The organism is Rhizobium sp. BR 317, from assembly GCF_047445835.1.
Lineage (GTDB): Bacteria > Pseudomonadota > Alphaproteobacteria > Rhizobiales > Rhizobiaceae > Rhizobium > Rhizobium paranaense.
Window position 1 is genome coordinate 36394 of sequence record NZ_JARWLB010000003.1, and the last position, 22738, is coordinate 59131.

Sequence of the window (22738 nt, forward strand, 5' to 3'; positions counted from 1 at the left end):
GGATGACGGGCGGGCACCGGCAACGTATTCTGACGATCCCGGCAGGCCTGCCCTTTCTGAGGACCCTTGCCAGCGCGCTCTGCGACGGCCGGCTGACCGAGCACTTTCGCCACGATCCCGGCGATCCGCTATCGCTTGCCAAGGTCACCATCTTCCTGCCGACAAGGCGTGCCGCGCGCGTGCTGCGTTCGGAATTCGTCGATCTGCTCGGCGGTCGCTCCGCGATCCTGCCGGTGATCCGCCCGCTCGGCGAGACCGACGACGATAGCGGCTATTTCGAAGAGGCACTGCCCGCCACCGCCGATCTGGCGCAGCCGCTCGCCAATACCGCGCGGCTCCTGGAACTGGCGCGGCTGATCCTTGCCTGGCGTAACAGGCTGCCGCAGATCGTCCGTGACATTCATTCGGATTCGCCGCTCGTCGCTCCGGCAAGCCCGGCGGATGCCATCTGGTTGGCACGCAATCTGGCCGAACTTATCGATTCCATCGAGACCGAGGATCGCGACTGGGCCGATCTTGGCAATCTCAGCGCCGAAGACCATGCGCTTTGGTGGCAACTGACGGCCGAATTCCTGCAGATCGCCAGCGCCTTCTGGCCGGCACGGCTGGAAGAACTGGGCAAATCCTCGCCCGCCCGGCACCGCAATGCCATCCTGCGTGCCGAAGCGCAGCGGCTCGCCACGGTGCAGCATGCCGGACCGATCATCATCGCCGGTTCCACCGGTTCCGTGCCGGCAACGGCAGAGCTGATTGCCGCCGTCGCCTCGCTGCCGCAGGGCGTCATCGTGCTGCCGGGCCTCGATCTCACGATGCCGGAAGAGGATTGGCGGCTTGTGGCCCCGGAGACGAGCACCAGCGGAAGGGTCGATCCGACAACGCGCAGCCATTCGCAATATGGCCTGTCGCTGCTGTTGAAGCGGCTGCGCGTGGAACGAAGCGACGTGGAAACCGTCGCCGAAGCGCCGGAGAGCATGCAAATGCGCGCCGAGGTCCTGTCGCGCGCGTTGGCGCCGGCGAAAGCGACCAGCGGCTGGGGTGCATGGCAAAAAACACTGGCGCCGGACGCTATTGCACGAGCCTTCGCCGAGGTCGCGCTGATCGAGGCTACGAACGAGCGCGAGGAGGCCACGGCAATCGCCATCGCCTTGCGGCTCGCGCTGGAGAAACCGGGGCGCAACGGCGGCGAGAGCCAAGCGGCATTGATCACACCGGACCGCAACCTCGCGCGGCGGGTGACGGCGGAGCTCGCCCGCTTCGGCATCACCGCCGACGATTCGGCCGGCACGCCGCTTGCCGCCACGCCGCAAGGGGCGCTGCTGCAATTGCTGCTGGAGGCGACGCTTCGCCCGGGCGATCCCGTTGCTATCGTCTCGCTCATCAAGCATCCCCTCGCCCGTTTCGGCCTTGGCCCGGATGCGTTGCAGCTTGGCGTCGATGCGCTGGAAATCCTCGCCTTGAGAGGCGGCATCGCCGATGTCGATATCGGCACGCTGGAGTCCCTGCTCGACCGGCAGCTCACCGAACAGGCGATGGACCGTCATCCGCCGCAGTGGCGCAAATCCCTGTCCTCGGAAGCCGTAGGGCACGCACACGCGTTGGCTCGAAAGATCACTATGGCATGCGAGCCGCTGGCTTCCGCGCTATCGCCCTCATCCGCCGGACTTCCCACGCTGTCCGAATGGGCCGACCGGACGGGACGCGCCCTTGAGGCCGTTGCCGCTGATGAGCGTGGCAATCTGGCCGGACTCTGGTCCGGTGAGGCCGGCGATACGCTGGCGAGCTTACTGAAGGAGGTCATGGACACCGACGGCCAGCTCGAAGCGGATGGGCCGCAGTGGATCGATATCATGGCTGCGCTCTCCGCCGGTCAGGCAGTCAAGCCGCGGGCGCTGAGCCATCCTCGCCTATTCATCTTCGGTACGCTGGAAGCGCGCCTGCAAAGCGTCGATACGCTGATTCTCGGCGGGCTCAACGAGGGCTCCTGGCCGGGCCAGACCGCCAACAATCCCTTCATCTCCCGCACGATGAAGACCGAGATCGGCCTGGAGCCGCCGGAGCGCCGCATCGGTCAGCTCGCCCACGATTTTGAAATGGCGAACGGGACGCGCGACCTGATCTATTCGCGTGCACTGCGACAGGGCTCGACCCCGACGGTGGCGTCGCGATGGCTGCAGCGGCTGATGGCGCTGGGCGGCAAGACATTTGCCGGAGAATTGAAGGCGCGCGGAGATCAATACCGCCACTGGGCCGGCATGATCGACGAGGGCGAAAACCAGGCCCCGGCGGCAAGGCCCTCTCCGAAACCGCCGGCCGAGCTGCAGCCGAAAAGCTATTCCTTCAGCGAGGTTGGCCGCCTTCGCCGCGATCCCTATGCGATCTACGCCCGACGCGTCCTGCGGCTCGACCCGATCGCTCCCTTCAACCGCGATCCCGGCCCGGCGGAGCGCGGCACGCTCTATCACAAGATCATCGATCGCTTTATCCGTGAGGGTCATATCGCGGGAACACCGGATGCCTCGCTGGCTATGGATCGTATCGTCGCCGAGCTTTTCGATGCCGAACAACTGCCTGTTCATATCGACAGCGTCTGGCGGCCGCGTTTCCGCGAAGTGGCCCGCGCCTTCCTCGCCTGGGAAACGGAACGGCGACCGGAGATCCGCACGACGGCAACGGAAGTGCCGGCCGGCGTCGAGATCGAGCCGATCGGCATTCGCCTGACCGGCGTTGCCGACCGCATCGATTTCAAAGGCAGCAAAGCCGCCGATATCATCGACTACAAGACCGGCTATAATCCCTCCCCGGCGCAGGCCCGCGCGCTGCTCGATCCGCAATTGGCGCTGGAAGCCTATGCCCTCAAGGCTGGCGCTTTCCGCAATGTCGGCCCGCTCGTTCCGGAAAACCTGCTCTATGTCCGGCTGAGGCCTGGCGACCGCTTCAAGGTCGATCAGGTCAACAACGAACTTTCCGGCCGCGGCGGCAAGACGGAAACAAAGTCGGCTATGGATCTGGCCGAGGAGTCGATGGACCAGCTCGTCAAATTCGTCACCCTGCTACAATCCGGCGAAAAGGGCTTCTCGTCACGGCTGATCCCTGCCCAGCAATTCGAATATGGCGGCGACTACGATCACCTCGCCCGCGTCTCCGAATGGTCGACGGCGGAGACCGAGCAGGAGGGAGGCGGCGATGAATGAGCTTTCCAACGGCGAGCTGGCCGCCCTGCCCGACAGCGACGATCCCGGCGTCTGGATCGGCTGGACGACGGTGCAGCAATCCATTGCCTCCGATCCGGAACGATCCGCCTGGGTCTCGGCCAATGCCGGTTCCGGCAAGACGCATGTCCTGACGCAGCGCGTCATCCGCCTGTTGCTTGCCGGCGCGCGGCCGTCGGCCATTCTCTGCCTCACCTACACCAAGGCCGCCGCTTCCGAAATGTCGAACCGCGTCTTCGATCGGCTGGCCGCCTGGGCAACGTTGCCGGACGAAGAGCTGAAGGCGCGGATCGCCGAGATCGAAGGTGCGGAACCGGGTCTCTTGAAGCTTGCCGAGGCACGCCGCCTCTTTGCCAAGGCATTGGAGACGCCGGGCGGTCTGAAAATCCAGACGATTCACGCCTTCTGCGAGGCGCTGCTGCATCAATTCCCGCTGGAAGCCAATGTCGCCGGCCATTTCTCCGTTCTCGACGATCGGGCCGCGGCAACCCTGCTGGATGATGCCCGTCGATCGCTGCTGACGGCAACGCCGCAACATCCGAATGCCGAGCTTGCCGAGGCCTTCGCCTATGTGCTTGATCTCGGTGATGAATCAGGCTTGGAGACATTGCTTGGCGAGATCGTCGCCAACCGCAACGCTATCAGGCGCTTCACGGCGGAAGCCGAACGAAAGGGCGGCGTCGAGGCTGCGTTGCTCGCCCGGCTCGGTCTTTCTCCTGAGGATACGGAAGCCGGGATCGCGGAGCAATATTGGCCGCTGCCCGGCCTTTCCGGCTCGACGCTGGAGCTTTATCTCAGCCTTGCCGATCTGAAGGGCGGGGCTAAAGCTCAGGATATCGCCTACGGGCTACGCCTTGCCAAACGCGAGGCAAACCCGATCGCCCGCGCGGAGATCCTCGAAAAGGTCATGCTGACCGCCAAGGGCGAACCGAAGTCGGATAGCCAGTTTTTCGTCAAGGCGATGCTGGCGGATGCGCCTGAGCTGGCCGACGCCGTTGCCGCCGCCCGCGCCCATGTCGTCGCCTGTCGCGACCGGCTGAAGCTGATGCGAATGTATCGCGCCACACGGGCAGCGCTCACACTCGCCGACCGGCTGAACCGCGACTATGAGGAATTGAAGAAGCGGCGCAGCCAGCTCGATTTCGAAGACCTGATCACCCGCACCGCCGATCTCCTGACCAAGAAAGATGTCGGCCCCTGGATCCACTACAAGCTGGACCAGGGCATAGACCATATCCTCGTCGACGAGGCGCAGGACACTAGTCCTATCCAGTGGAGCGTCATCCAATCGCTGGCAGAAGACTTCTTCTCCGGCGAAAGCGCGCGCCCGACCCTCAGGACCATCTTCGCAGTCGGTGACGAAAAGCAGTCGATCTATTCCTTCCAGGGCGCGCGGCCCGAGCGGTTCTCCGAGGAAAGCGATCGCACGCGGAGGCGCGTGGATAGCAGCGGCCAGCAGTTTTCATCGATCCGCCTGCCGCTCTCCTTCCGTTCGACCGCCGATGTGCTGGCTGCCGTCGACCATGTCTTCACGGCGCCCGAGAACGCCCGCGGCCTCAGCGCCGCCGCCGAGCCGGTCGTGCACCGCTCCAGCCGCATCGGTCATCCTGGCGCCGTCGATCTCTGGGAGATGATTGCGCCGGAGCCACTGGCGAAGGAAGAAGACTGGACGGCTCCCTTCGATTCGGCGCCGGAAAGTGCGCCGGCGGCGATCCTGGCGCGGCGAATGGCTCAGACGATCGGCAACATCATTGGCCGCGAGACGATCATCGAGAAGGGAAAGGCCCGCTTCATCGAGGCCGGCGATATCCTTGTGCTGGTGCGCAAGCGCGACAGCTTCGTCAACGCGCTGACCCGAGCATTGAAGCGGCGCAACAATATCCCCGTCGCCGGTGCCGACCGTCTGGTGCTGACCAGCCACATTGCTATCCAGGACCTTTTGGCGCTTGGCCGTTTCCTGCTGCTGCCGGAAGACGATCTTTCGCTGGCGGCACTTTTGAAAAGCCCTCTGTTCGATCTCGGCGAAGACGATGTTTTCGCGGTCGCGGCCTATCGTGGCGATGATGAAAGCGTCTGGAGCCATCTGCAGAGATTCGCCGACGACGGCAATGAGCGCTTCCGCCATGCGGTCGACCGGCTGAAAACCTTCTTGGCACTGTCTAAAAGCCTGTCCGTGCATGACTTCTACGCGCGCGTTCTCGGCAGCTTCGGTGGCCGGCGGCAGTTCTTGGCGCGGCTCGGCACCGAAGTCAGCGACATCCTCGATGAATTCCTGACCTTCACACTGGACCACGAAACCTCCGGCCTGCCGGGCTTGCAATCCTTCATCTCGACGCTGGAGCTGGAAGCGCCGACCGTGAAGCGTGAGCAGGATAAGGGCCGCAACGAGGTGCGCATCATGACGGTGCATGCCTCCAAAGGCCTGGAAGCGCCGATCGTCTTCCTCGTCGATGGCGGCGGCAAAGCCTTTACCCATACGCATCTGCCCAAGCTGCGGCTGATCGAGACCGGCAAGGGCGAAATCCCGCTGCCCGTCTGGGTGCCGGTCAGCGCGCTCGCCAACTCGCTGACACAGGCCGATGCGACGAGGCTGCAAGCGCTAGCGGAGGAGGAATATCGCCGCCTGCTCTATGTCGGCATGACCCGGGCTGCCGATCGGCTGATCGTCTGCGGTTATCGCGGCATCCGCGAAAACGCCGATACATGGCATGCTATGATTTCCCGGACGCTGCGCCAGGATGGCGAGCGCTGCACCCCTGTCACCTTCTCCGGACCGGACGGCGAATGGCAGGGATTGAGCTGGCGGGTCACCCAAGTCGAGCGCAGTTTCGAGCATATGGAACAGGTGGAAGCGGCTGTGGACCGAGGAGCGTTGCCGGCGGGACTGTGCCGGCCGCTGCCGGCGCAGCGAAACCTGCCCAGACCGCTCAGCCCTTCCGGTGCCGGCACCATCATCGACGACGAGGCCGACAATCTGCTTGTCGCCTCACCCTTGTTCACCGAGAAGGCCAAATCGGATCGCTCCTTGGAGAAGGGGCGTTTCATTCACCGCATGCTGCAGACTTTGCCGGAGATCGCGCCGGCGGGTCGCGCCGATGCCGCGCGGCGCTATGCCGAGCGAGCCGCGCGCTTCTGGCCGCAGGCCGAACGCGAAGCGCTGATCGGCTCGGTGATGGCGCTGCTGTCGCACCCAGAGCTGCAGGGCGTTTTCAGCGCCCATGCCCAGGCCGAAGTCTCGATCATGGGCACGCTGACGCTCGCCGATCAGAACTACGCCGTCTCCGGCCGCATCGACCGGCTGACCGCACTCGACGACCGTGTGGTCATCCTCGACTACAAAACGAATCGCGTGCCGCCGCGTGTCGCCGAAGAGATTCCCTTCGCCCACCGCGCACAGCTTGCCATCTATCGCGAGATCCTTTCGCCGCTTTATCCCGGCAAACGCATCGATTGCGTGCTTGTCTATACCGAGAACGCCTCGATCCATACGCTCTCCCAAGAAGCGCTCGCATTGGCGCTTGCGGAGCTCAAAACAAAGTGAAATACCAAATATTGAAATTTGGGCACCGCACCATCACATATCTAGCAACCCGCAAATCCTGGTAAGGAGCAGCCTATGGCTACCGTTAAAGTCGATACCTCCAACTTCGCTGCCGAAGTCCTGCAGTCCGCAGAGCCTGTCGTCGTTGATTTCTGGGCCGAATGGTGCGGTCCGTGCAAGATGATCGCGCCTGCTCTCGAAGAGCTCGCTGTACAGTTCGAAGGCAAGGTGAAGGTCGCCAAGCTCAACATCGATGAAAACCCGGAACTGGCTGCCCAGTTCGGCGTTCGCTCGATCCCGACGCTTGCCATGTTCAAGGCCGGCGAAGTTGCCGACATCAAGGTTGGCGCCGCTCCCAAGACCGCCCTGCAGAGCTGGATTTCCAGCGCCGCTTGATCGGTATCGACTGAGAGAATGAAAAAGCCCGCTTCGTGCGGGCTTTTTGTTGGTCGGAGAACACAGACCATCCTCGCCCTTCGAGGCTTCGCACCTCAGGGTGAGGATGGAGCGGGCTCGTCGCAACGGCAACGCAGAGATGAATGATGAGCCCTAGTGCGGCTGGGCGAAAAGGTCAGCCCTCATGCCGAGGAGGCCCGCAGCGCTCGTCTCGAAGCACGAGGGCGGGTGGTTGATGACCACCTCACCGGAATCATTTTGGCGGTGTGCCGTTATCGGCAAGGACATCGCCGACGAGATAGAGCGAGCCGCCGATCAGAATGCGCGGCGCCGGCAAATCGGGCATGGCCAGCTCTCTGATTGCATCCAGCGCCTGACCGACGCTCGACATCGGCTCGGCCACCAAGCCGGCATCGTAGGCCGAGCCCGCCAGAACCACCGGGTCGATCATCGACTCGCTGCCGCGGATCGGTACGCAATAGACCTTTTCCGCCAAGCCGGTGAACGCCTTGAAATAACCGACGGGATCCTTGGTGTTGATCATGCCGGTGATCAGGAATAGCGGCCGCGGCTGACGCTCTTCGAAATTGGCCATGGCTTCGGCAATGACCTCGCCGGCGCCGGGATTGTGACCGCCATCGACCCAGATTTCCGCGCCTTGCGGCGCGTGCGGCAGCAAATTGCCCTCCGTCAACCGCTGCAGACGACCCGACCATTCGATCGACATCATCGCCTTTTCCATCATCACCTCGGTAACGATGAAGCCCGCGGCCTTGACGGCGCGGATGGCGGCGGCGGCATTGGCATATTGATGCCGGCCCAGCAGGCGCGGCAGCGGCAGGTCGGCGAGCCCGAACTCGTCCTGATAGACCAGCCGGCCATATTCCTCATGGGCGGAAAAATCCTGGCCGAAAACCGCGGTCGGGCAGCGCAGCCGCTCGGCCGTCGATATCAGCACGTCCAGGGCGGCATCATACTCCTGATGGCCGATGACGACCGGACGACCAGGTTTCATGATCCCCGCCTTCTCGGCGGCGATCAGCTCGACGCGGTCGCCAAGATAGGGCTGGTGATCGAGCGAGATCGGCATGATGACCGAAGCGGCCGGGTCGGAAATAACGTTGGTGGCGTCGAAACGGCCGCCGAGGCCGACTTCGATAATCGCGACATCTGCCGGATGCTCGGAAAACAGCATGAAAGTGGCCGCGGTCAGGATTTCGAAGACCGTGATCTTCTCGCCGGCATTGGCGTCGGCAATCCGCCGCAGCACATCGGCGAAGACCGCGTCGTCGACGAGCTTGCCGCGGCCGCCCTTGACGCCGATGCGATAACGCTCATGCCAATTGACGAGATGCGGCGAGGTATGGACATGCACGCTCAGGCCGCCGGCCTCGAGAAGCGCGCGGCAGAAGGCCGTCACCGAACCCTTACCGTTGGTGCCGGCGACATGGATCACCGGCGGCAACTTTTTTTGCGGATTGCCAAGAATGTCGAGCAGCCGGGTGACTCTGTCCAGCGAGAGATCGAAGCCTTTGGGATGCAGCCCCATCAGCTTGTCGATTTCCCGTGCCGCCTCGCTCATTGCGGATTGATCCATAGCCGTCATCCCGCACCCTCCGCCTTTCGGCCATTCCGTTTTAGGTCAGGCTCTCGCCACCATCGGCAGTGCTGCGCCGTTCAGGTCCTTGGCAGATACGTCATTCGCCGGCTTCTTGGTCAGTATCCTCAGCAGCGTTGCCAGGGTGTCGGGGATATCATGGCGCTTGACGACCATGTCGACCATACCGTGCTCAAGCAGATATTCCGAGGTCTGGAAGCCTTCTGGCAGCTTTTCGCGAATCGTCTGTTCGATGACGCGCTTGCCGGCAAAGCAGATTTCCGCACCCGGTTCCGCAAGATGGACATCGCCGAGCATGGCGTAGGAGGCCGTGACGCCGCCGGTCGTCGGATTGGTCAGCACGACGATATAGGGCTGACCGGCTTCCTTCAGCATGTCGACGGCGACCGTCGTGCGCGGCAACTGCATCAGGGACAAAATGCCTTCCTGCATGCGCGCACCGCCCGATGCAGGGAACATCACCAGCGGGCACTTTTCGGAAATGGCGCGTTCGAACGCCTTGACGATCGCTTCGCCTGCAGCGATGCCGAGCGAACCGCCCATGAAATTGAACTCATGCACGACAGCGACGAGCTTCAGGCCTTGAACCTTGCCGACGCCGGCAAGAATCGTGTCTTCCTGCTCGGTCTTGACGCGGCTGTCCTTCAGGCGGTCGGTATATTTCTTGGAATCGCGGAACTTCAGCGGGTCCTGCGCGACCTTCGGCTGCGACAGCGCTTCATATTCACCATTGTCGAAGAGATCGGCAAGGCGAGCCTTGGCCGGCATCTTCATATGAAAACCGGAAGCGGGAATGACCCACTTATTGTCTTCCAGATCCTTGTGGAAGACCATCTCGCCGGTCTCCGGGCACTTGATCCAGAGATTTTCCGGCACTTCGCGGCGGCCCAGCATGGAATTGATCCGCGGGCGGACGTAATTCGTGATCCAGTTCAATTCGAAAACTCCTGATCGACTGAATTAACCGATATGGGCATAGGCCGTTTCTTCAACCTGTTCCGGTCGAAGCTTCCGCCTATGTGGGAAAACTATTCGGCAGCAACAAGGCGCGCCGAACGCGTTCCCGTCGAGAGACCGCGCACCAGCGTCGCGACGGCCTGGATGGTGTCAGCGGTCGCCTTGCCATCCTTGGTCAGGCTGGTGGCGATCTGGTTGACGATGGCCGTGCCCACGACAACGCCATCGGCGGAAGCGCCGATCAGCTTGGCGTGCTCGGCCGTCTTGACGCCGAAGCCGACGCAGACCGGCAGGTCGGTATGCTGTTTGATGCGCTTGACGGCGCCGGAGACCAGCGACGGGTCCGGCAAAGCAGAGCCGGTGATGCCGTTCATCGAGACGTAGTAGACGAAGCCGGACGTATTGTTCAGCACGGTCGGCAGGCGCTTGTCGTCGGTGGTCGGCGTCGCGAGACGAATGAAATTGATGCCCTTGCGGATCGCCGGGATGCAGAGCTCGTCATCCATTTCCGGCGGCAGATCGACGACGATCAGGCCGTCGATCCCGGCGGCTAGCGCGTCGTCGAGGAATGTCTCGACGCCGTAGATATAGATCGGATTGTAGTAGCCCATCATCACGATCGGCGTATCGCCATCCGTCTTGCGGAAATCGGCGGCGAGCTGCAGCGTCTTCTTCAGCGTCTGCCCGGCCTTCAGGGCGCGCTGGCCGGCAAGCTGGATCGCCGGGCCATCGGCCATGGGGTCGGAGAAGGGCATGCCGAGTTCGATGACGTCGGCACCGGCTTTCGGCAGCGCCTTCATGATGCCGAGCGAGGTCTCGTAATCGGGATCGCCACCCATGAAATAGGTGACGAGTGCCGGGCGGCCTTCAGCCTTCAGAGCGGCAAAGCGTTTGTCCATACGTGCGGTCATGGTGTCTAACTCACATTCCCAGAATCTTGCCGACGGTGAAGATGTCCTTGTCGCCGCGGCCGGAGAGATTCATCAGGATGATCTCGTCCTTGCCCATCTTCGGCGCGCGCTTGATGACTTCGGCGAGCGCGTGGCTCGGCTCCAGCGCCGGGATGATGCCTTCGAGGCGCGTCAGGGTCTGGAAGGCTTCCAGCGCCTCGTGGTCCATGATCGGCACATATTCGACGCGGCCGATATCGTTCAGCCAGGAATGCTCCGGGCCGATGCCGGGATAGTCGAGGCCGGCCGAGATCGAATGTCCCTCTTTGATCTGGCCGTCGCCATCCTGCAGAAGATAGGTGCGATTGCCATGCAGCACGCCGGGCGAACCGGCGGTGATCGAAGCGCAATGCTCGTCACCTTGCAGGCCCTTGCCGCCGGCTTCGACGCCGACGATCTTGACGTCCTCGTCATCGAGGAAGGGATGGAAGATGCCGATCGCGTTCGAACCGCCGCCAACGGCAGCGACGACGAGATCCGGCAGGCGGCCCTCGGCCTCCAGCATTTGCTGCTTGGCTTCCGTGCCGATCACCGACTGGAAGTCGCGGACCATTTCCGGATAGGGATGCGGGCCGGCGGCCGTGCCGATCAGGTAATAGGTGTCGTCGACATTGGTGACCCAGTCGCGAAGGGCCTCGTTCATGGCGTCCTTCAGCGTGCCGCTGCCGGCGGTGACCGGAATCACCTCCGCGCCGAGCAGCTTCATGCGGAAAACGTTCGGCGCCTGACGCTCGACGTCGGTCGCGCCCATGTAGACAACGCAGGGGAAACCGAAGCGGGCGGCGACTGTCGCAGACGCAACGCCATGCTGGCCGGCACCGGTTTCGGCGATGATGCGGGTCTTGCCCATGCGCTTGGCGAGCAGGATCTGGCCGATGCAATTGTTGATCTTGTGCGAGCCGGTATGGTTCAGCTCTTCGCGCTTGAAATAGATCTTGGCGCCGCCAAGCTCGGCCGTCAGCCGTTCAGCGAAATAGAGCGGGCTCGGGCGGCCAATATAATGGGCGCCGAGCGATTTCAGCTCCGCCTGGAACGCAGGGTCATTCTTCGCCTTGTTCCATTCCTCCTGCAGATCCAGGATTAGCGGCATCAACGTTTCGGCCACGAAACGGCCGCCATAAATGCCGAAACGGCCGTCCTCATCGGGGCCGGCGCGGAAGGAATTCAGTTTTGGCGTCTGGTTCACTCTCTACTCCCTGCTGCCGGTTCCGGCAGACATGCTTCTGCAAAAGCGTCGAAAAACTGGTCGATCTTGTTCAGATCCTTCACGCCCGGCGCACTTTCAAGGGCGGAGGAAAGATCGATGCCCGTAGCCTTGGTGGATGCTAAGGCCTGAGCGACATTGTCCTTGTTGACGCCGCCCGACAGCATGTAATCCACCCGATCGTCGAGCCAGCTCATCAGGCTCCAATCGAAGGACATGCCGTTTCCGCCCGGCAGCTCGGAGCCGGCGGGCGGCTTGGCATCGAACAGGAAGCGGTCGGCAATGCCGATATAGGATTCCACCCGCTTCAGATCGTCGGCGGTGCGCACCGCCATGGCCTTCATGACCGGCACATTATAGACCGCTTTGATCGTCAGCACACGCTCCGGGCTTTCATTGCCATGGAGCTGCAGCATATCCGGACGCACCAGCGAGATGATCTCATCCAAATCGTCATTGCTGGGATTGACCGTCACGGCGACGATCTTTGCCTTGCCGCGCGCGCGTTCCGCCAACTGGCCGGCCACATCCGGCTCCACATAGCGCGGGCTCTTTTCAAAGAAGATGAAGCCGATATGGGTGGCGCCGCGCTCAAGAGCGCGATCTACCGCTTCCGGCGTCTTCAGGCCACAAATTTTGATATCGGGGTTCATGGCAGCGGAGTGACATGAAATTGCAAAAGAGTCGAGCCTAAAGGCAACGAACGCGGAATTTTACGCAGCTCGGCAGCGAAGCTCATCAATGGGCCTTTGACCAGCAATATAGCTGCTCCCAGCCGTTCGAACGCCACTGGTACCACGCTGCACGGAGGCGACGGCAGCGCCTGCCCATTTCGAACGATGAGCGCCGATGCAGCGGGAGACTATCGGCAACCAGAGCGATTGGTGCTATGACTCCCATGAGGCAAGACCACAGCGCAGCGGACGAACGTGCATGTCGACAGCAGTCGCCATTCTCGGCGGGGTCGGGCTGTTTCTGCTCGGCATGACCGTCATGACCGACGGCCTAAAGGCGCTGGCAGGCTCCGCTTTGCGCGTTGCCTTGGGCACTGCGGCGGCCACGCCACTCTCGGGTGCTTTCTGGGGTGCGATCGTCACGCTTCTCGTGCAGTCGTCGAGTGCGGTGACGATGACGACGATCGGCCTCGTCAATGCCGGCCTATTGACCTTTCCGCAGGGGCTTGGGATCGTTTTCGGCGCCAATGTCGGCACGACGGGAACGGGCTGGCTGGTGGCGCTGATCGGCGTGCGCGTCTCGCTTTCGACCTATGCGCTGCCGATGATCTTTATCGGCGCACTTGCCAAGCTACTGGGCGGCGGGCGGATCGCGGCGGCGGGCAGCGCGCTGGCGGGTTTCGCGCTGGTGCTTTATGGGCTGACGACGCTGCAGCAGGGCATGGGAGGTCTTGCGGAGAGCCTGCATCCCTCCGACCTGCCCGCAGTGCTCGGCGCACCGGGGGTTGGCTGGGGCGCGGGGTTCGTCGGGCTGATGGCGCTCATCGTCATCGGCTTGGCGATGACTGCGGTCATGCAATCCTCGACGGCGGCAATCGCCGTCACCATTGCGGCTTTCTACGCCGGAGCGGTCAGCTTGGAGCAGGGCGCAGCGCTTATCATCGGTCAAAATATCGGGACGGCGACGAGTTCCGCATTGGCGGCGCTCGGTGCCAGTACGACAGCCAAGCGTCTCGCCCTTGCCTATGTGCTGTTCAAGATCATCGCAGCGTTGATCGCGATCGTCGCCTTTCCGTTCACAGCCGCGCTGATGAACGGCTTCTCCACGTCGGTCGACGGAATGACGCTGCTTGCCGCCTATCATACAGCCTACAATGTGGTCGGCGTCGCGGCGCTCCTGCCGGCTACGCAATGGTTCGCCCGCATCGTCGAGCGCCTGCTACCCACAAAGCAGACAGGGCTGCAGCGCGCGCTCGATCCGAGCGTGCTCGCCAGTCCGGTGATCGCGGTCGAGACCGTGCGGCGTGTCCTGGCGGATATGCTCGCAACAAGCGCCGCTTCGGTTTCCGCGGCACTTTCGGGTGCCAAAGCAGGCCCCGCGGCGCAGGGCACTCCGGCAGGTGTCGCGCTTCGGGAAGTGCGGGATTTCCTCTCCGAATTGAAGGAGCCGCCCGAGACGGAGGCCGAACGGCTGCGCATGACGAGCACGCTGCACGCGCTCGATCACGCCTCGCGCCTTGTAGACGTTTTGGCAGAGGGCGAATTTCCCGATCTGCCGGCCGAAGCCACCCTTGATCGTCATGCCGCTGTGCTGTGCGCACGGGTCATGCGCGCGGCACAGACGGTCGGGCACTCGATCACCGCCGAATCCGCCCTCAGCGCGCAAGCCGCGCCCATTGGCTGGAGCATTTCGCCCGAGGTGATCACGGCGCTCTCTGAAGCAGAGGAGGCCGCAAGAGAGCTCAACGCTTTGAAACGGGACCATCGCGCCGCAACGCTTGCCTCCGTCGCACCGGGAAAGCTGGTCGCCACCGAAGCCTTCACGCGGATCGATACCGTCAGACGGCTCGACCGGATCGCACATCACGCCTGGCGGTCGGCAGCGCATCTTCTCGGGCATGGAGGGCCTGCGGACTAAGGTCCGGGCTCAATCAGGCCCACCAATTGCCGTGCAGCGCTATCAGTCGGGAAGCCTGCTGAACTTGCGAAGGTTCTTGTCGACGAAGGACTCCGGCAGGAAGCGGCGTATGAAGCGGACCTGCCCCGCTGCCTTTCCTGCGGTGTAGCGCCTCTTCGGCGATGCGGCGTTAGCGGCTTTGAGCACCATATCGGCAACCACTTCCGGCGCATCGCCCGTCCCAATAACGTTGCGCATCAGATCCTCCGCATTGGTGCGCGCTGTGTCGTATACCGGAAGCGGATGATCCGGTCGCGTCAGGTTCTCTTCGAAGGACGTGCGGGTGACGCCGGGCTCCACGAGCACGACGCGGATTCCCTGCGTGCGGACTTCGTGGTCAAGGGATTCGGAATAGCCCTCGACCGCGTGCTTGGTCGATGCATAGAGTGCGTTGTAGGGAGCGGGGATCAGCCCAAGGATGGAACTCATATTGATGATCCTGCCCTTTCGCTGACGTCTCATCACCGGAAGTATTGCATTGGTCATCCGCAGGACGCCGAAAAAGTTCACGTCGAACAGAGCCTTCGCCTGCGCCTCGGAGGATTCCTCTGCCGCGCCGAGCAATCCGATGCCGGCATTGTTGACAAGAAGATCGATCCGACCGGCGCGGGCCAATATCTCATCGACCGTCCTTTGCACCGAACCATCGTTGGTAACGTCGCATACCAGCATCGCAACGCCGTCCGGAGTATCCGGCATGGGCTTACGGCTGGTTCCGAATACCCGGTATCCAGCGCGTCGCAACGCGCGTGCAGTCACCAACCCGATACCGGAGGAAGCGCCCGTGACCAGGGCGACGCCGTTTTCTGTCTTGCTCATCAAGCTCTGCCTTTATTTTATCGTGGAACATTGATGAACGCTGGATTACTATCAAATCAGTAGTTAGTCACTATCAAAAAGATATCGACATGAAGAATCTTTCAAACCAACCATGTCTGATCGCCCGTAGCCTTGCATTGGTGGGCGATGCGTGGACCATGCTGATCATGCGGGATGCCCATGCGGGGCTCACTCGCTTCGACGAATTCCGCAAGAGCCTGGGTATTGCGCCGACAATGCTGACCGCTCGCCTCTCCGCGCTTACGGAACACGGGCTATTGGAGAAACGGCGCTACTCGGAACGACCGCCGCGCGATGAGTATGTGCTGACGGTCGCGGGCCAAGACTTCCTGCCGGTGCTATTTGCGATTGGGGCATGGGGGCGGAAGCATCGGTCTGTTGGTGGCGATGTGACACGCTTCTTTGACGCTGAGGCCGGTACCGAAATCGATCCCGTCACCATCGACCGCGCGACCGGCGCCCCGATCGGAACACGTCCCATCCGCGTTGCCATGCCTGAATGAACCTTAGCGCGAGAGACAACGTCGTCGCGTGCGGAAATTCAGGCGCCTTCGGTAAGTTCGGGCGTGCTACTCAATCGAAGTCGATGGCGTGTAGCTGGCTGCCATGACGCTTCAGCCAGGCCTTGGCTTCGTCCATGTCCGGGCAGAGCTTGCGGCAGAGCGCCCAGAAGCGCGGGCCGTGGTTCATTTCCCGTAAGTGCGCAACTTCATGTGCAGCGAGATAGTCGATCACCAGCGGCGGCGCCATGACGATGCGCCAGGAGAAGCTCAGATTTCCCCCCGAGGAGCAGGAACCCCAGCGGCTGCGGGTATCCTTCATACTGATGGAGGAGACGGTCGCGCGGATCGCTTTCGCATGCACCGCCACCAGCTTTTCCAGATCGGCACGGGCCTCCTTCTTGAGGAAGGTCGCGATGCGGCGGGTGGCATGTTCCGGCAGGCCGCTGACGCGCAGCACCGGCACGCCGTCGGCGATGACCGCCTCGGTCAGGCCGCGCAGGCTGCCGGTGTGCTCGATCCGATGACGGATGCCGCGCAGGAGGATTTCGCTGCCGCTCTGAAGATTTCCCTGTGTGGAGAATTTCGCAAGCTTGGTCAGCAACCAGCCCTGATGCCGGTCGAGGAAGGCATTGACCTCACGGGCCGCCAGGCCGCGCGGAATGGTCATCTTCAGCGCCCGCCCACCGGGCTCGATCCTAAGCGTGATCCGCGTCGCCCGTTCATGCTGGCGGATCGTCAGTGGCATCAGCCTACCGGCCACGTCCAACGTGCGCGTTTCCGGCGCGGGCGGCTTGGGAACAGGTCGGCGGGATCTGGACGAAAGCGGAAACATGAAAGCAGTTTTATACGATTCGCGTGGGTTTCTGGCAAAGAAAAACCGGCATCGCCGGATGCCGGTTCTGACTGGAAAAGCTGTTGCAATTACGGCGTCTTAAATTCGGAAGCCGGGCCGTTCTCATCATTGCGCTTGACGTTGTTGCGGTCGCGCATGAAACGGTCGAACTCTTCCTGATCCTTGGCGCGTCGGAGTTCGCGGACATAGGTGTCGAACTCGGCGCGCATTTCATCGAGTTTGCGGCGCTCCTCTTCGAGGCGCTCCAGCTCTGCCCGCCGCCAATCGTCGAAGGCGACATTGCCGGTGGAGAAATGCTGGCGATAACGACCGCGGTGGCGGCCGCAGCCGGCAAACATGCCGTCGGCCCTCTGGTTCACATCCCGTTTGAAATCTCTCAGGCGTTCGCCGAAGAGAATATAGGCAAGCATGGCGAGACCCAGAGGCCAGAAGACCACGAAGCCAAGTATCATCAGGGCAATGGTAGCCGGAGTCCAATCCGGGCGAAGCAATGCTGACTGGTGGTTCATCGTGAGGTATCCTCGCAGTAGAGCGGCCCGGCCACATGCCGAACCGCTGGAATCGAGATGGTAACCTCTTCGTGAGCCTTCAATGCCTTTTAGCCGGAAAATCGGACAAGCCTTTGAATCCGGCCCAATAATTCAACAAAAGCTAATTCTTTGCAATTTCAGGCGGATTTTCCGCCCTTGATCACACGTTTGACGACCGGCTTTCCGGTGCGGCTGTGTTCCCGGGTGAAAGCGACGATGCGCGGCGCGATTTCGCGACGGAAACGCGAGCCGTTGAAGACGCCGTAGTGTCCGACATCCGGCTGCAGATAGTGCATCCGCATATCCTCAGGGATATTGGTGCAGATGGTCTGCGCCGCCTTGGTCTGGCCGACGCCGGAAATGTCGTCGTTTTCGCCTTCTACCGTCAGCAGTGCCACATTGCGGATCGCCGTCGGATCGACGCGCTGGCCGCGATGCGCCAGCTCGCCCTTCGGCAGCGCATGCTTTATGAACACCTGATCGACGGTTTGCAGGTAGAATTCCGCCGTCAAATCCATGACTGCCAGATATTCGTCGTAGAAATCGCGGTGTTTCTCCGGCTCGCCGTCGTTCTTGACGAGGTGCATGAAGAAGTCCTTATGTGCAATCATGTGCCGGTCGAGGTTCATTGACATGAAGCCGGAGAGCTGCAGGAAGCCGGGATAGACCGGGCGCATGAAGCCCGGCTGCGGCCAGGGCACGTTCATGACGACATTGTCGGCGAACCATTCGAGCGGCCTGTCCTTGGCGAGCTGGTTCACGGCTGTCGGATTGATGCGCGTGTCGATCGGGCCGCCCATCAGCGTCATCGACGAAGGCGACAGCGGATCGCCGGCCGCTTCCATCACCGCGGCTGCGGCCAGAACCGGCACGGAGGGCTGACAGACGGCAATGACATGGGTGTCCGGCCCGAGATGATGCAGCATCTCGATGACGTAATCGATGTAGTCTTCCAGATCGAAGGTGCCCTCGGTCATCGGCACCATACGGGCATCGATCCAGTCGGTGATGTAGATATCGGCGCTCGGCAGCAGCGCTTCCACGGTGCCGCGCAGCAGCGTCGCATAGTGACCCGACATCGGCGCGACGATCAGGATACGCGGATCGCTGCCATGGCCGGCCGGCAGGCTGCGCTCAAAATGGATCAGATTGCAGAAGGGCTTGTTCCAGACGATCTTTTCGTGGACCGAAACCTGCTTACCCCCGATCGAGGTTTCATGCAGACCGAATTCCGGCTTGCCATAGCGCCGGGTGGTGCGCTCGAAGACTTCGAGACTTGCGGTCACCGTACGGCCGAGCATCGTATGGGACAGCGGATTGAGGGGATTGGCATAGGCCAGGCGCATCATGTCGGCAGCGGCGCGGAAAGGTGCGAGGGCGGCATGATTGAGTTCATAGAGCTGATAAAACATAAAATCATTACCTTTCGAGGTGATCAGACGAAGAACGCTCCCCCAGCGCGACCCTCATCCATGAAAAACTCTTTTATCGAGACTAGCAGCTTTTGTTGCAGGGCAACATAACCCTTTCGGAATCTTGCGCACGCAAAAATGCCGGAGAATTACGTCTCCGGCATCAATAATGGTCTCAAAACGTTAAAGTTCCTGATCGTGCACGTTCATCAAGCGTCGGCCAGGAAGGTTTGGCGCTGCGCGCCGAGACCTTCCATGCCGAGTTCGACGACGTCGCCGGGCTTCAGATATTGCGGTGGCTTCATGCCCATGCCGACGCCCGGAGGCGTGCCGGTGGAGATGACGTCGCCCGGATGCAGCGACATGAACTGGCTGAGATAGGAGACGAGATAGGCAACGCCATAGACCATGGTCTTGGTCGAGCCGTTCTGCATCGTCTTGCCGTTGACCTTCAGCCACATGCCGAGCTTCTGCGGATCGGCGACTTCATCCTTGGTGACGAGCCAGGGGCCGATCGGGCCGAAGGTGTCGCAGGACTTGCCCTTGGTCCACTGTCCCGAACGCTCGGTCTGGAAGGCGCGTTCGGAGACATCGTGGGAGACGCAGTAACCGGCGACATAATCCAGCGCATCGGCTTCGTTGACATATTTCGCCGTCTTGCCGATGACGACGCCGAGTTCGACTTCCCAATCGGTCTTTTCCGAGCCACGCGGGATCAGCACGTTGTCGTTCGGGCCGACGATGGCGGAGGTGGCCTTCATGAAGATGATCGGCTCCGGCGGTACGGTGGCGCCGGTTTCGGCGGCATGGTCGGAGAAGTTCAGGCCGATGCAGATAAACTTGCCGGTGCCGGCGACGCAGGCGCCGATACGGCCTTCGGCCAGTTCCGGCAGGCTCTTCGGATCGAGGGCGGCGATCTTCGCCAGACCGGCGGGCGAAATCGCCTCGCCGCCGATATCGGCGACATGAGCGGAGAGATCGCGGATCTTGCCGTCGCTATCCAGAAGCGCCGGCTTTTCCTTGCCGGCTTCGCCAACACGCAACAATTTCATGGGTCTTCCTTCCCTGCATTTTCAAAGACGAGATTGGTTTCACCGTATATGAACGAATTATTCACCAGTGTCACCCATCGATTTCGGAGAGCCTAGTATGGCTCTCCGCTGGAAAAACAGCGCCCCTAGCTTGTAGGCAGCGATCTAGCGATTTCGACGATGACGTCGAAGGCCGTATCGATGTCCTCCGTCGTCGCCTCGAACTGGCCGGCCTGGAAACGGATGACCAATCGACCGCCGACACGGGTCTGCGTCAGATAGATGCGGCCGTCATTGTTGATCGCCGCGATCAGGCGTTGCGTGTGCTCTTCTTGATCCATGCCGGCAGGCGCCTTGTGATCGAAGGAGAACAGCGACAGGAATGGTTGGGTGACGATCTCGAAATCCAGCTCGGCGGCCAGACGCTTAGCCAGATTCTGCGACCAGGAGACATGATTGCGGATCATCGTCCGCAACCCTTCGAGGCCATGATAGCGCAGCAGGAACCAGAGTTTCAGAGCACGGAAGCGGCGACCGAGCGGCACCGACCATTCCGAATAATTGGTAATGCCATCATGGCCATGGGTGCGCAGAAATTCCGGATGGATTGCCAGCGTACGCACCAGGGATTCCGGTTCGCGGATGAACTGGACTGAGCAATCGAACTGGGCGCCAAGCCACTTATGCGGATTGAAGACGACGGAATCGGCTTGCTCGACACCCTGCCACAGCGTCCGGAATTCCGGGCAGATCATCGCCGAACCGGCCCAGGCAGCGTCGACATGCACATAAAGCCCATAACGGTGAGCGACGTCGACGACCGCAGCGATATCGTCGCAGCCGCCGATGCTGGTGCCGCCGACGCAGGGAATCACGCCGGCCGGCAGCAGGCCCGCCGCGCGATCGCGCTCGATCGCCGCCGCCAATGCCTGCGTGTCCATCGCGCTGTTCGGGCCGCCGGAGGGAATGCGGACCAAGTTCTCCGACCCGACGCCGGATATCCAGATGGCGCGATCGATCGACGTGTGGACCTGATCGGTGCAATAGATCCGCACCGCTTTGTTCGCCGCGAGGCCTTGGCTGTTGCCCTGCCAGCCAAGCGCCCTTTCGCGCATGACCAACACGGCCGCCAGCGTCGCCGTGGAGGCGGAATCCTGGATGACGCCTGTGAAACTGTCGGGGAGGCCGAGGGCTTGGCGCAGCCAATCGACCACCTTGGTTTCCAACTCGGTGGCGGATGGCGAGGTCTGCCAGAGCATGCATTGGGCAGCGATCGCGCTGACGAGATATTCGGCAATGACCGAGACCGGGGCGGCATTGGCGGGGAAATAGGCGAAGAAGCGCGGATGCTGCCAGTGCGTCATACCGGGAACGAGGATATCCTCAAAATCCTTGAAGATATCCTCCATCGCCTCGCCGGTTTCGGGTGGAGAGCCGGCGATATGCGCGGCGATTTCGCCCGGCGCCGTCTGGGCCCGCACAGGCCGGTCGCGGAGCGATGCGCGATAGTCCGCACCCCAATCCGCCGCCTTTTCCGACCAGCGCCGAAATTCCTCCCAGTTCATGACCGCCTCCTGGCTCCGTCAGACAGAGGCTGACCTTAGACCGGTTTTCGGAGCCGGTCGAGTATCAGAAAAGCTCGTCGAGCGCCGGGCCTGCCGGCACAATTCCCGTCGGATTGAGCGCGGCGATCGAATAGTAACCGCGCTTGATATGATCGAAGCTGACGGTCTCGGCAACGCCCGGCCAGTCGAGCATGCGACGGCAGAAGGCCTGGAGATTGGCATAGTCCGACAGCCGGTGGAGATTGCATTTGAATAGGCCGTGATAGGCAACATCAAAGCGAACGAGCGTGACGAAAAGCCGGATATCGCTTTCGGTCGGGTGACCGGCAAAGAGGAAATCCTTGCCTTCCAGCTCGCCTTCGACCCGATCGAGGCAATCGAAGACATCGCGGAAGGCTTCCTCATAGGCGATCTGTGTCGTCGCAAAGCCGGCGCGGTAGACGCCATTGTTGAGGACCGGATAGATGCGGGCGTTGAAAGCATCGATGGCTTCACGCTGACCGGCCGGATAAAGATCGATCGCATGGCGGGCGAGATCGCCGAAACCGTCGTTCAACATGCGCAGGATATCGGCGGATTCGTTGTTGACGATCGTGCTCTTCCGCTTGTCCCAAAGCACCGGCACGGTGGCACGGCCAGAGAAGAGCGGATCGGCCTTCGTATAGATTTCATGCATATAGCTGGCATCGTTGACCGGATCGTCGGTCGCGCCGGGGTAATTGCCGAAGCGCCAGCCTTGCTTGCTCAAGGCCGGCTCGACCACCGATACGGAAATGGCATCTTCCAAGCCCTTCAACTTGCGGCCGATGAGCGTGCGAGAGGCCCAGGGGCAGATGAGAGCGACGTAGAGATGATAACGGCCGGCTTCGGCAGCAAAACCACCCTCACCCGTCGGGCCCGGCCGCCCATCTAATGTCACCCAATTGCGGAAGCTTGAGGTCTGGCGAACGAAGCCGCCCTTTTCATCCTTGGCCTGGACCGGCTGCCAGTCTTCCATCCACTTTCCGCTCACCAGCACGGTTCTGTCTCCAATTCGCGCGCGTTTTGACGCCGGGGATCATAGCGAAATCGGGTTTCACCGAAATAACGCAATGTTGAAACAGACTGTCTACCGGGCGAGACCTGATGCGACTATAAACTTGCCTGACAAATTCCAGTTATTGGAGCGCCCTATGCCTACTTCCGTTTCTTCCGTGAAAACCGAGCATGCCAGCCGCTATCTGCAGCAGCTTTGCAAGCACTGGAGCCACCGATTCACCGTCGAATTCAACGAAACCGCCGGCAAAGTGCCGTTCAGCCCTGAAACCTCTGTCGAATTCGCGGCCGATGCCTCCGTTTTGCGAATGACCCTGCACGTCGAAAATCCGCAGGATCTCGAGCGCATGCAGAATGTGGTGACCGATCACCTCAAGCGATTTGCCTTCCGCGAAGAACTCGACGTGGTCTGGACTGCGGATGCAAGCCGGGTATAGGTTCGCCTCGTATCCGCCAAGGCCGG

18 protein-coding genes are annotated in these 22738 nt (G+C 61.9%); 6 read left to right on the top strand and 12 right to left on the bottom strand.

All coding sequences use genetic code 11. The features are described 5' to 3' along the window. Positions 1 to 2: 2 nt before the first annotated feature. The 3 genes from addB to trxA all read left to right on the top strand — a co-directional run bounded on the left by addB (position 3) and on the right by trxA (position 7146). Positions 3 to 3191 (top strand): double-strand break repair protein AddB, encoded by a 3189-nt coding sequence (gene addB, locus QD357_RS05275; RefSeq protein WP_107106399.1) that lies wholly within the window; start codon positions 3 to 5, stop codon positions 3189 to 3191. Next, positions 3184 to 6750, top strand: coding sequence for a double-strand break repair helicase AddA (gene addA / locus QD357_RS05280; protein WP_107106398.1), 3567 nt, complete (start codon positions 3184 to 3186; stop codon positions 6748 to 6750). Before addB ends, addA begins: the two co-directional genes overlap by 8 nt. A 75-nt stretch (positions 6751 to 6825) precedes the next feature. Continuing rightward, positions 6826 to 7146 carry a thioredoxin gene (trxA, locus tag QD357_RS05285; protein ID WP_028753820.1) on the top strand — a complete coding sequence of 107 codons (321 nt, stop codon included), beginning with the start codon at positions 6826 to 6828 and terminating at the stop codon, positions 7144 to 7146. Positions 7147 to 7399: 253 nt separating this feature from the next. Here trxA and QD357_RS05290 read toward each other — a convergent pair whose 3' ends face one another. From QD357_RS05290 to QD357_RS05310, 5 genes are all read right to left on the bottom strand, one after another. Beyond that, a complete protein-coding gene (locus QD357_RS05290) occupies positions 7400 to 8728 on the bottom strand; it encodes a bifunctional folylpolyglutamate synthase/dihydrofolate synthase (protein WP_181315980.1) in 1329 nt (442 codons plus the stop codon). A 60-nt stretch (positions 8729 to 8788) separates the two neighbouring features. Beyond that, positions 8789 to 9700, bottom strand: coding sequence for an acetyl-CoA carboxylase, carboxyltransferase subunit beta (accD, locus tag QD357_RS05295; RefSeq protein ID WP_107106397.1), 912 nt, complete (start codon positions 9698 to 9700; stop codon positions 8789 to 8791). A gap of 92 nt (positions 9701 to 9792) precedes the next feature. Next, entirely contained in the window at positions 9793 to 10632 is an 840-nt protein-coding gene (trpA, locus tag QD357_RS05300; protein ID WP_107106396.1) for a tryptophan synthase subunit alpha, read from the bottom strand. A 10-nt stretch (positions 10633 to 10642) separates the two neighbouring features. Continuing rightward, on the bottom strand, positions 10643 to 11857 hold the full coding sequence (gene trpB / locus QD357_RS05305; RefSeq protein WP_107106395.1) for a tryptophan synthase subunit beta: 1215 nt from the start codon (positions 11855 to 11857) through the stop codon (positions 10643 to 10645). Then, complete coding sequence (locus QD357_RS05310; protein ID WP_107106394.1) at positions 11854 to 12528, bottom strand: phosphoribosylanthranilate isomerase; 675 nt, start codon at positions 12526 to 12528, stop codon at positions 11854 to 11856. The genes trpB and QD357_RS05310 overlap by 4 nt, the downstream gene beginning before the upstream one ends. 280 nt (positions 12529 to 12808) lie before the next feature. Here QD357_RS05310 and QD357_RS05315 point away from each other — a divergent pair, with 280 nt between their 5' ends. Continuing rightward, a complete protein-coding gene (locus QD357_RS05315) occupies positions 12809 to 14467 on the top strand; it encodes a Na/Pi cotransporter family protein (RefSeq protein ID WP_107106393.1) in 1659 nt (552 codons plus the stop codon). A gap of 42 nt (positions 14468 to 14509) precedes the next feature. Here QD357_RS05315 and QD357_RS05320 read toward each other — a convergent pair whose 3' ends face one another. Beyond that, positions 14510 to 15325 carry an oxidoreductase gene (locus tag QD357_RS05320; protein ID WP_107106392.1) on the bottom strand — a complete coding sequence of 272 codons (816 nt, stop codon included), beginning with the start codon at positions 15323 to 15325 and terminating at the stop codon, positions 14510 to 14512. Positions 15326 to 15414: 89 nt separating this feature from the next. On the opposite strand from QD357_RS05320, the gene QD357_RS05325 reads away from it, so the two are divergent. Beyond that, complete coding sequence (locus QD357_RS05325) at positions 15415 to 15849, top strand: winged helix-turn-helix transcriptional regulator (protein ID WP_107106391.1); 435 nt, start codon at positions 15415 to 15417, stop codon at positions 15847 to 15849. Between the two features lie 70 nt (positions 15850 to 15919). On the opposite strand, the gene QD357_RS05330 is transcribed toward QD357_RS05325, so the two are convergent. The 6 genes from QD357_RS05330 to QD357_RS05355 all read right to left on the bottom strand — a co-directional run bounded on the left by QD357_RS05330 (position 15920) and on the right by QD357_RS05355 (position 22258). Further along, on the bottom strand, positions 15920 to 16681 hold the full coding sequence (locus tag QD357_RS05330) for a M48 family metallopeptidase (RefSeq protein ID WP_107106390.1): 762 nt from the start codon (positions 16679 to 16681) through the stop codon (positions 15920 to 15922). 89 nt (positions 16682 to 16770) lie between these two features. Continuing rightward, complete coding sequence (locus QD357_RS05335) at positions 16771 to 17211, bottom strand: DUF2852 domain-containing protein (protein ID WP_107106389.1); 441 nt, start codon at positions 17209 to 17211, stop codon at positions 16771 to 16773. Between the two features lie 158 nt (positions 17212 to 17369). Beyond that, the gene (phaZ, locus tag QD357_RS05340; protein ID WP_107106388.1) at positions 17370 to 18644 is read right to left on the bottom strand and encodes a polyhydroxyalkanoate depolymerase; all 1275 of its coding nucleotides are present in this window, start codon (positions 18642 to 18644) and stop codon (positions 17370 to 17372) included. Between the two features lie 209 nt (positions 18645 to 18853). Further along, positions 18854 to 19696 (bottom strand): fumarylacetoacetate hydrolase family protein, encoded by an 843-nt coding sequence (locus QD357_RS05345; protein ID WP_107106387.1) that lies wholly within the window; start codon positions 19694 to 19696, stop codon positions 18854 to 18856. Between the two features lie 125 nt (positions 19697 to 19821). Then, positions 19822 to 21240 (bottom strand): pyridoxal phosphate-dependent decarboxylase family protein, encoded by a 1419-nt coding sequence (locus QD357_RS05350; RefSeq protein WP_107106386.1) that lies wholly within the window; start codon positions 21238 to 21240, stop codon positions 19822 to 19824. Between the two features lie 64 nt (positions 21241 to 21304). Further along, positions 21305 to 22258, bottom strand: a complete 954-nt coding sequence (locus QD357_RS05355) for a glutathione S-transferase family protein (RefSeq protein ID WP_107106385.1) — start codon at positions 22256 to 22258, stop codon at positions 21305 to 21307. A 154-nt stretch (positions 22259 to 22412) separates the two neighbouring features. Between QD357_RS05355 and QD357_RS05360 the strand changes: the two genes are divergently transcribed. Next, positions 22413 to 22712: a DUF2218 domain-containing protein gene (locus QD357_RS05360; RefSeq protein WP_107106384.1), complete on the top strand. Its 300-nt coding sequence runs from the start codon at positions 22413 to 22415 to the stop codon at positions 22710 to 22712. The last annotated feature ends 26 nt before the right edge of the window (positions 22713 to 22738 follow it).

What these genes read in the sequence shown, in the direction of transcription:
- trpA (WP_107106396.1), bottom strand. Translation starts at nt 10,632, where the DNA reads ATGACCGCACGTATGGACAAACGCTTTGCCGCTCTGAAGGCTGAAGGC.
- QD357_RS05310 (WP_107106394.1), bottom strand. Translation starts at nt 12,528, where the DNA reads ATGAACCCCGATATCAAAATTTGTGGCCTGAAGACGCCGGAAGCGGTA.
- QD357_RS05315 (WP_107106393.1), top strand. Translation starts at nt 12,809, where the DNA reads ATGTCGACAGCAGTCGCCATTCTCGGCGGGGTCGGGCTGTTTCTGCTC.
- QD357_RS05335 (WP_107106389.1), bottom strand. Translation starts at nt 17,211, where the DNA reads ATGAACCACCAGTCAGCATTGCTTCGCCCGGATTGGACTCCGGCTACC.
- QD357_RS05290 (WP_181315980.1), bottom strand. Translation starts at nt 8,728, where the DNA reads ATGAGCGAGGCGGCACGGGAAATCGACAAGCTGATGGGGCTGCATCCC.
- QD357_RS05330 (WP_107106390.1), bottom strand. Translation starts at nt 16,681, where the DNA reads ATGTTTCCGCTTTCGTCCAGATCCCGCCGACCTGTTCCCAAGCCGCCC.
- trxA (WP_028753820.1), top strand. Translation starts at nt 6,826, where the DNA reads ATGGCTACCGTTAAAGTCGATACCTCCAACTTCGCTGCCGAAGTCCTG.
- phaZ (WP_107106388.1), bottom strand. Translation starts at nt 18,644, where the DNA reads ATGTTTTATCAGCTCTATGAACTCAATCATGCCGCCCTCGCACCTTTC.
- QD357_RS05325 (WP_107106391.1), top strand. Translation starts at nt 15,415, where the DNA reads ATGAAGAATCTTTCAAACCAACCATGTCTGATCGCCCGTAGCCTTGCA.
- addA (WP_107106398.1), top strand. Translation starts at nt 3,184, where the DNA reads ATGAATGAGCTTTCCAACGGCGAGCTGGCCGCCCTGCCCGACAGCGAC.
- QD357_RS05350 (WP_107106386.1), bottom strand. Translation starts at nt 21,240, where the DNA reads ATGAACTGGGAGGAATTTCGGCGCTGGTCGGAAAAGGCGGCGGATTGG.
- addB (WP_107106399.1), top strand. Translation starts at nt 3, where the DNA reads ATGACGGGCGGGCACCGGCAACGTATTCTGACGATCCCGGCAGGCCTG.
- QD357_RS05345 (WP_107106387.1), bottom strand. Translation starts at nt 19,696, where the DNA reads ATGAAATTGTTGCGTGTTGGCGAAGCCGGCAAGGAAAAGCCGGCGCTT.
- QD357_RS05360 (WP_107106384.1), top strand. Translation starts at nt 22,413, where the DNA reads ATGCCTACTTCCGTTTCTTCCGTGAAAACCGAGCATGCCAGCCGCTAT.
- QD357_RS05320 (WP_107106392.1), bottom strand. Translation starts at nt 15,325, where the DNA reads ATGAGCAAGACAGAAAACGGCGTCGCCCTGGTCACGGGCGCTTCCTCC.